1 protein-coding gene is annotated in these 2,079 nt (G+C 67.5%); it reads left to right on the top strand.

Translation table 11 applies throughout. The features are described from left to right. Positions 1–112 precede the first annotated feature (112 nt). A complete protein-coding gene (locus ACPL7H_RS18955; RefSeq protein WP_424798298.1) occupies positions 113–1,771 on the top strand; it encodes an IS1634 family transposase in 1,659 nt (552 codons plus the stop codon). Positions 1,772–2,079: the final 308 nt, after the last annotated feature.

Here is a 2,079-nt window from a genome sequence, read left to right as displayed (position 1 = left end):
CCTGAGTTCGGTCACGGCGTCGCGATCTGTGACGGTGTAACTCGCTGACCTGCGCCGATGGGTCCGCGGGACGCCGATCTGTGGCACTAATTGGTGCTCTACCGTGGGGCGTGTGGCGTGGATTCGGCGGGTACGGACGGCTTCGGGAGCGACGGCCGTGCAGATCGCTGAGTACGTCGATGGCCGGCGGCGGATCGTGGCCCATATCGGGTCGGCGCATACCGAGGCCGAGCTCGGGCTGCTCGTTGAGCGGGCGCGGGAGCTGTTGGAGGACCCAGGGCAGGGCGAGTTCGACCTCGGCCTGGAGCCGGCCGCGCCCAGGGCGACGCTGATCGGCCAGCCGCGGGCGGCGGCGCTCTTCGACGAGGCAGGCTCGGCAGCACGTGAACGCGGGCCGGTTCCTGCGCCGCGGGTGGTGGGGACTTCCTCGCGGGTGCTGTATGACGCGCTGAGCGCGGTGTTCACCGAGCTGGGGTTCGACACGATCGGTGACGCGGTGTTTCGAGATCTGGTGATCGCCCGGATCGTGGAGCCGACCTCGATCCTGGACACCGGCCGTGTGCTGAGCGACTTGGGCGTGAGGCCGGCGAGTGAGAAGACAATGCGCCGCACCCTGACTCGGGCGGCAGCCGGCGAGGGCCCGGGGGCCTACCGCGACAACGTCGCCGAACTGTGCTTCACCCACGCCGCGCACAGTGGTGATGTCTCGCTGTGCTTGTACGACGTGACCACGTTGTACTTCGAGGCCGAGAAGGAGGACGACCTGCGCAAGGTCGGCTACTCCAAGGAACGCCGCGTCGACCCACAGATCGTTGTGGGTCTGCTCGTCGACCGGCACGGGTTCCCCCTGGAGATCTGCTGCTATGAGGGCAACCAGGCCGAGACATCCACGATCATCCCGATCATCAAGCAGTTCCAGAACCGCCACGGCATCGAGGACATGGTCGTCGTGGCCGATGCCGGCATGCTCTCGGCGGGCAACCTGGCCGCGTTGGAGGAGGCGAACCTGCGGTTCATCGTCGGCTCCAGAGTGACCAAGGCGCCGCTGGACCTGGCCTCGCACTTCCGCTGGCACGGCGATGCGTTCAGCGACGGGCAGGTCATCGACACCATCACGCCCCGCACCGGCCGGCGCAGTGAGAACGACGAAGCGCTGCGTGCCGAGCCGGTCTGGGACCCCGAGCAGCATCCCGGGTCGTGGCGGGCGGTGTGGGCCTACTCGGCCAAGCGGGCGGCGCGCGATAGCAAGACGTTGACGTTGCAGGAGAACCGCGCCCGAGCGGTCATCGCCGGTGAGAAAGCCGCCCGGACCCCCAGATTCGTCAAGACCACCGGTGACACGCGCAGCCTGGACGAGGCCGCCCTGGCCCGCGCGCGGCGCCTGGTCGGGCTGAAGGGCTACGTCACCAATATCCCCGCCAAGCTGATGGCGGCCGGTGAGGTCACCGGGTCCTACCACCAGCTCTGGCACGTCGAGCAGTCGTTCCGGATGTCCAAGACCGACCTGGCCGCCAGGCCGATGTTCGTACGGACCCGCGACGCCATCGAGGCCCACCTGACCATCGTGTTCACCGCCCTGGCCGTCTCGCGCGAGGTCCAGCGGCGCTCCGGCCTCGCGATCCGCAACGTCATCCGCCAGCTCAGGCCCCTGCGCTCAGCGACCATCACCGCCAACGGCGCCACCCAGACCATCCCGCCCCAGATCGACCCCGACCGACGAGCGATCATCGACGCCCTCACGACCAGGAAATCTCAGGCACTAAACGAATGACCGAACTCAGGTTGGATGGCGGCACACCAACGATGGCGGCCGCCTCGCGAAAGGTGTACAGCGGCCGTGCCAAGAAGGGATCGGGTGCCGTATCCGCAGTCATGGTCCAAACGTAGCCACGGGCGGCGCAAAAAGGGCGGGACGCTCCCCGGGGCTGTGGATATCTTGGTCAATCGCATTTGCCCGATGGGACCGTCGCGCTCCTCACGCTGCTGATGCGAGGCCGTCGGCCGCCCTTCAGTCGAAGTACAACTCCAAGTCAGGGTCGAGGGTGACAACGGCAATCTCGCCGTTGTAATCGTCGAAGA

It is taken from the genome of Pseudactinotalea sp. Z1732 (assembly GCF_049724975.1).
Taxonomy (GTDB): Bacteria; Actinomycetota; Actinomycetes; order Actinomycetales; family Beutenbergiaceae; genus CALKWS01.
The sequence above is the reverse complement of the archived record's forward strand: the minus strand, read 5'-3'. Positions and strand labels throughout refer to the sequence as shown.